Raw genomic sequence first — 6191 nt, 5'->3', positions numbered from 1 at the left:
CCGCGAGCCGCTCCTGCAGGGCCGCGATCCGCGGGTCCGCGGCAGTGCGGGCGTCGACGTCGCGGCTGAAGACGACGGCGGCCGCGGGCGCACCCCCGAGCACCGAGGCGAAGGAGCCCTTGATCGCCAGGACCGTCATGCCCGGGTTGAGCGTCTTGGAGAACACTACGAACGCGCCGCCGTGGTAGCGGGAGATGACCGTGAAGACGATCGGCCCCTCGAAGTTGACGATGGCCCGGCCGATCTCGGCGCCGTACTCGAGCTGCAGGTTGCGCATCGACTCGGGTGAGCCGTCGAAGCCGGACAGGTTGGCCAGGACCACCACGGGCCGGTTGCCGCTCGCGGCGTTGATCGCTCGGGCGACCTTCTTCGAGGAGCGCGGGAACAGCGTGCCGGCCGTGTAGCTGTCCGGTCCGTCGGTGGGTGGGAACCCCCGGCGCGGCACCGGCTTCGACTCGATCCCGACGAGGCAGACGGGGATGCCGCCGATGTGCGCGTCCTGCACGACGGCGGTCTCCGCGTCGGCCATGCCGGCCCACCGCTCGAGCACGGCGTGGTCCTGGTCGGCGAGTGCACGCATCACGGTGCGGATGTCGAACGGCTTCTTGCGGTCTGGGTTGGTCTCCGACGAGAAGATGTCCCCGACGGTCGCGAAGCCGGCGTCCCCCGCGGGATGCGGGTACGCCGTGACGTCGCGGTCGCGCGGGTCGTCGGTCTCGGCCCGTCGGGGGCCCGCCTCGCCGGGTGCGACGTAGGCGTGGTCGTAGTGCGTCATGAGGATCTCGCGAGCCTGGCCGAGGTCCTTGGCCCAGTACTGCGCCTGGCCGTTGGGGCCCATGACGCGGTCGTAGCCGCCGATGCCGAAGTTGTCCTCGGCCGAGACGCCACCCGAGAAGTCGAGCGACTGCTTCCCCGTGAGCACCATCGCGCTGTCCGGCGTCATGACGAGGATGCCCTTGGTGTGCATGAGCATCGTCGCCTCGGCGTTCCAGTACGGCTGCGCACCGACGTTGATCCCGGCGACGACGATGTTGATCTCGTGCCCGGCCTGCGTGAACTCGACGATCCGCTTGAGCGCGCGGGCGACCCAGTCCATGTTCTCGGTGCCGGACTGCATCGAGATCCGCGCGCCGGAGGACAGGGAGAACCACTCGACCGGGACCTGCAGCTGCTCGGCGAGGTCGAGGGCCGCGATGATCCGCGAGCACTCCGGCTCGGCGACCGAGCCCAGCGCGCGGAGGGGGTCGCCGGAGAGGATGACGCGGGTCACGCCCTCGGGGTAGCGCTCGGTCGGGGTCGTGACGACGCCGACGATGATGCCGGCCTTGTTGTTCCCGTAGGGCCGGTCGACCGGGACGAGCTGCCCCGTGTCGTCGAGGTCGTACTCCCGGCTCGTGCCGCCCTCGCCGGCGATCATCGACTGCAGCTCGTACGGGTAGACGAGCCCGCGTCGCCGTGCCCGGACCACCTTGGCGGCGTAGTCGTCGAGGGGCTTCAGCGGCTCGGTCGGCGGCTCCTCGAGCGAGGAGACGACACCCGAACCGGGCTGGTAGTAGAAGCGCCCGGCGACCGGGATCGGCGTGCCGCCCTCCTCGGGCGCGACGTCGGCCCGAACGAGGACCTCCTCGATGCCGGCCCCGGCCGTGAGCGGGGCGATCTTGCCCTGCAGCGACGTGAGCTGCTGCAGGTCCGCCTCGATGGTCGGCCAGATCGATACCCACACGTAGTTCATGTCGAGGCGGGCGCTCGCGCCCCGCGCCGCCCTCGTGCGACGGATCGCCTCGAGGCAGTTGGCGATCGCGCGCTCCACGTGCGGCAGCCCCGTCACGGTGCCGTCCTCGTCACGGACGACGACGAGCTGGCGCACCTGCGCCAGCGCCACGAGCCGCCGGTCGTCGGGGTTGTCCTTCGCGACGCATTCGTAGAGCAGGACGTCCTCGGGCGCCTCGAGCCGGGTCACGTCGAAGGCCCGCAGTCGCCAGAGGCTGAGCCGCCGCCCGACCATCGGGTGCACGCCCCGGACCAGCCGGTCCTCGGCGAGGCCGTCGTCGGCAGGCCGGAACGTGAAGTAGTCGACGGGTCGGCCGCCACCGGCGCTGACGGCGACGGCCACGCGTCGCACCTGCTCGGTGAACGGCATACGGGAGAGTCGTTCGGCCAGGTGGGCGCTGGCGTCCTCGGGTGACTCCGGCTCGTCCGGCCAGCTGAGGTAGAGGTCGACGACCGCCTCGTGGCCTGCCGGCCGGCCCGCCAGGTCGGCGCTGACCGCGGCGTCGAGCGGGCTCCCGGGGGTCAGCTCGCTGACGAGGCCGATCGTGCTCGTCAGGTGGGTGGGCCGGTCATCGAGGGTGTAGTCCGCGACCGCGAGGGGCCGGCCGCCGGCCGAGAAGGTGTGCTGGTCGCGCAGGTCGTGCCCGCGGTAGTGCCGCTTGATGAGGACCTCGAGCATCGGCTCGTGCTCCGGGAGGCCACCCTCGAGGCGCTCGGCGAGGAAGCGGACGAGCTGCTCCGGGATGGCGGCGAGCTCGTCGACCCCCTCCGCGTGTCCCGGGCCCTCGGGTGCGTCGGCGAGGGCCGTGAGCTTGTCCCGCACGCCGGCGAGGACGCTCGCCCGGTCCGCGTCGACGAGCGGCTGGTCGAACCAGCGGAAGCGCGCGGACCGCGCGAGGTCGCCGACGACGGGGAAACGCAGCTGGGTGGCGACGACGAGCCGGTCGAGGACCTCGCGCGCCGCGCTGTCGTAGGGCGCTGCCGGCACCGGCTCGCTCAGCCACCGCTGCAGCAGGGACGTCGCCAGGGCGACCTCAGGAGCAGACCGCTGCTGGGCCAGGAAGATCCGGAACACCGCCTCCTCGAGCTCCGGCGTGCGGTCGAAGTCCGGGACGCCGTAGTGCGCGAGGACGCGGGCCAGCTTGGCGCGGAAGTCCTCGGGCAGCCCAGCCCGATCCGGGTCGAGGCTGTGCAGGTAGGTGTGGAAGTACTCCCTCGGGCTGTGCACGAGCAGCTCGGTGTGCCGCTCCTCGGCAGCCGGGCGGTTGCGGCTCAGCTCGGCGAAGTCGGTCAGCAGCTCGAGCAGCGCGATCTCGGCGGCGATCGTCGTCTCGCCCTCGGCGGCGAGCTCGTCGCGCGCCTCGAGGTAGGTGCTGAGCGCACCGCTTCCGGCCGACTCGGTGTCGAAGCCGAGAACGCCGCCCGACAGGTCGGCGACGGCTCGCCGCGCCCGGGTGGCAGCCGACTGACCGTTCGGAGCCGGCGGCAGGTCGAGGTCGACCGAGGGCGCCGCTGCGGCCTGCGCCTGCGACTCGGCGAGCTCGGCGACCGGCTCGAGCCGGATGAGGGGCGCCCCGGTCTCGACCTGCGCCCCCACCGTGACGGGCAGCTCGCGGACGCGGCCGGTGAACGGCGCGACGAGGACCGTCTCCATCTTCATCGACTCGAGGACGAGCACCGGTGCTCCCGCGGCCACCTCGGCGCCCACCTCGACCGGGGTCGCGACGACCAGGGCCGGTGCCGGGGAGCGCATGACGCCGCCCTCGTCCCGGGTGACCCGGTGGGTCACCCCGTTGACCTCGACGAGGTGGACCGGCCCGTGGGTCGCGGTCACCAGGCGGTAGCCGTTCCCCGACACGGTCAGACGGCCGTGGTGGCGGTCGATCCGGTCGAGGTCCGCCTCGACCGTCTGGGACTCTGCTCCCGCACCGATCGTGACGCGGTAGCGCGTCTGCCCGGTGCGCAGCACGGTGACCTTGTAGGAGGTGCCGCGCAGCTTGAGGTCGACGCCGCGGCCGACCTGGTGCTGAACCTGCGGGCGGCCACCCCGAGCGGTCTCGAGGAGCCGGGCGCGTTCGATGGCCTCGGCATCCTCGTAGGCCTCGATGCCGGCGGCCACCAGGGCGATCCCGGAGTGCCGGTGGGAGACGAGCCGGCCCTGCTGGCGGACCCGGTCGATCCAGCCGGTGTCCGCGGTGCCGTCGATGACCTCGGGCTGGTCCAGCAGGTCGAGGATGAAGGACTTGTTCGTCGCGCCGCCCTCGATCACGACGGTGGTCTCCTGCATGGCCCGCCGCAGCCGGGCGAGGGCCTCCTCGCGGGTGCGGCCGTGGGCGATGATCTTGGCGATCATCGAGTCGAAGTCGGCGGGGATCGAGTCGCCCTCGGCCACGCCCGTGTCCACCCGGATGCCGGGTCCGGAGGGGAACGTCAGCAGCTCGATCCGCCCGGGGGAGGGGGCGAAGTCGCGGTCGGGGTCCTCGGCGTTGAGCCGGGCCTCGACGGCGTGACCGGACTCCGTCGGGCGCTCGCCCTCGAGGCGACCGCCGCCCGCGACGTGGATCTGGAGCTTGACGAGGTCGGTGTCCGTCGTGACCTCGGTGATCGGGTGCTCGACCTGGAGCCGGGTGTTGACCTCGAGGAAGGCGAAGAACTTGTCCGTCGGGTGGTAGAGGAACTCGACCGTGCCGGCGCCCGAGTAGCCGACGGCGATCGCGAGCCGTTCGGCGCTCGCCTTGACCTCGGCGACCTGCTCGGGCTCGAGGACCGGAGAGGCCGACTCCTCGATGACCTTCTGGTTGCGGCGCTGGATCGAGCAGTCGCGCACGCCGACCGCCCAGGCCGTGCCCTGGCCGTCGGCGATGACCTGCACCTCGATGTGGCGGGCGCCGGTGACGAGCTTCTCGAGGAAGACAACGCCCGAGCCGAAGGCCCGGGCCGCCTCGTCGCGAGTCCGTTCGTAGGCGTCGCGCAGGTCGGCGTCGGAGTCGACCCGCCGGATGCCGCGCCCGCCGCCTCCGGCGGTGGCCTTGAGCATGAGGGGGTAGCCGATCCGGGCCGCCGCCTCCGTCGCCTCCTCGAGGGTGTCGACCCCGCCCCGGCTCCACGGCGCGACCGGCACGCCGACCTCCTCGGCGATCAGCTTGCTGCCGATCTTGTCGCCGAGCTTGCGCATCGCCTCGGCGCTCGGCCCGATGAAGGTGACGCCGATCCGGGCGCACAGCTCGGCGAAGCCGGGATCCTCCGCGACGAAGCCCCAGCCGACCCACGCCGCGTCGGCCCCGGTCTCGACGAGCGCCTTCTCGAGGACCGCGTAGTCGAGGTAGGGGCGGTTGGCGGCGGGCCCGAGGTCGTAGGCGCGATCGGCCTCGCGCACGAACATCGCCCGTCGCTCGCCCTCGGTGTGCAGCGCGACCGTCTCGATCTGCGGCCCGTCCGGCGTGGCGGCGTTGAGGTCACGAACCGCGTGGATGAGCCGCATGGCCGCCTCACCTCGGTTGACGATGGCGATGCGCGAGAACATCTCGAGGGCCTCCTGGGGCTCGGGGACGCGTCCGGTGCGGCGTGGTGGCGCCACGGTCCGAGACTGTCACCAATCGCGCCGACGGGCGAGTACGACCTGCCGAGCGTCCAGGTCGGCGCCGGATGACGCTGTCGGCGCGGAGCCCTACGCTCGGGGCGGGGGCAGACAGGAGAGACGACGAGATGGACCTGACTGAGGCGCTGTCGCTGGCGCGGGAGCTGCTCCGCGAGCACGGGCTCGACGGATGGACGGTGGGGCTCGACCGGGCCAAGGCACGCGCGGCGGCCTGCCACTTCCGCGACCGGCGCATCACGCTGAGCAGCCACCTGACCGCCCTGCACGAGCAGGACGAGGTGCGCGACTCGATCCTGCACGAGATCGCCCATGCGCTCGTCGGTGCCCGGCACGGGCACGACGAGGTCTGGCGCGCCGCGGCCCTCGCGATCGGCTCGTCGGGCACCCGCTGCGTCGAGGGCGGTCCGGCCGTGAGCGGCAACTGGTGGGGCACCTGCCGGGCCGGCCATCGCACGACGCGACACCGGCGTCCCGAACGGGTCATGACGTGTGCCAAGTGCTCGCCGACGTTCGACCTGCGGCACGTCATCGCGTGGACCTACCGCGGTGAGGAGGTTCCGATGCACCCCAACTACGTCGCCGAGCTCGAGTCGTTGACCGGGGACCGTACGGCCCTCGTCGGCCGGCGGCTGCGGGTCGGCCAGCGGGTTCGCGTCAAGGCACCGGGCGCCTTCGAGGGCAGCGTGGGCACGATCGTCAAGCGGGGGCGCACGCGGTTCCATGTCCGCTCGACCGCCGGGGTGCTCACGGTCCCGTTCGCACTGGTCGAGCCGACCACCTGACGCCCCCGCCGTCGAAGGGCCACCACCCGTCGAGAGGCCAC

General features: G+C 72.7%; 2 protein-coding genes. One reads left to right on the top strand and one right to left on the bottom strand.

What is annotated here, in order from left to right:
- The coding region (locus N864_RS18110; RefSeq protein ID WP_240474390.1) for an ATP-binding protein at window positions 1-5347 on the bottom strand (5347 nt) is incomplete at its 3' end.
- Between the two features lie 128 nt (window positions 5348-5475).
- Between N864_RS18110 and N864_RS18105 the strand changes: the two genes are divergently transcribed.
- Complete coding sequence (locus tag N864_RS18105) at window positions 5476-6150, top strand: SprT-like domain-containing protein (RefSeq protein ID WP_034720315.1); 675 nt, start codon at window positions 5476-5478, stop codon at window positions 6148-6150.
- Window positions 6151-6191 lie beyond the last annotated feature (41 nt).

This window comes from Intrasporangium chromatireducens Q5-1 (genome assembly GCF_000576575.1).
GTDB classification, from domain to species: Bacteria; Actinomycetota; Actinomycetes; order Actinomycetales; family Dermatophilaceae; genus Intrasporangium_A; species Intrasporangium_A chromatireducens.
This window is presented reverse-complemented; position numbering and strand designations above follow the sequence as displayed.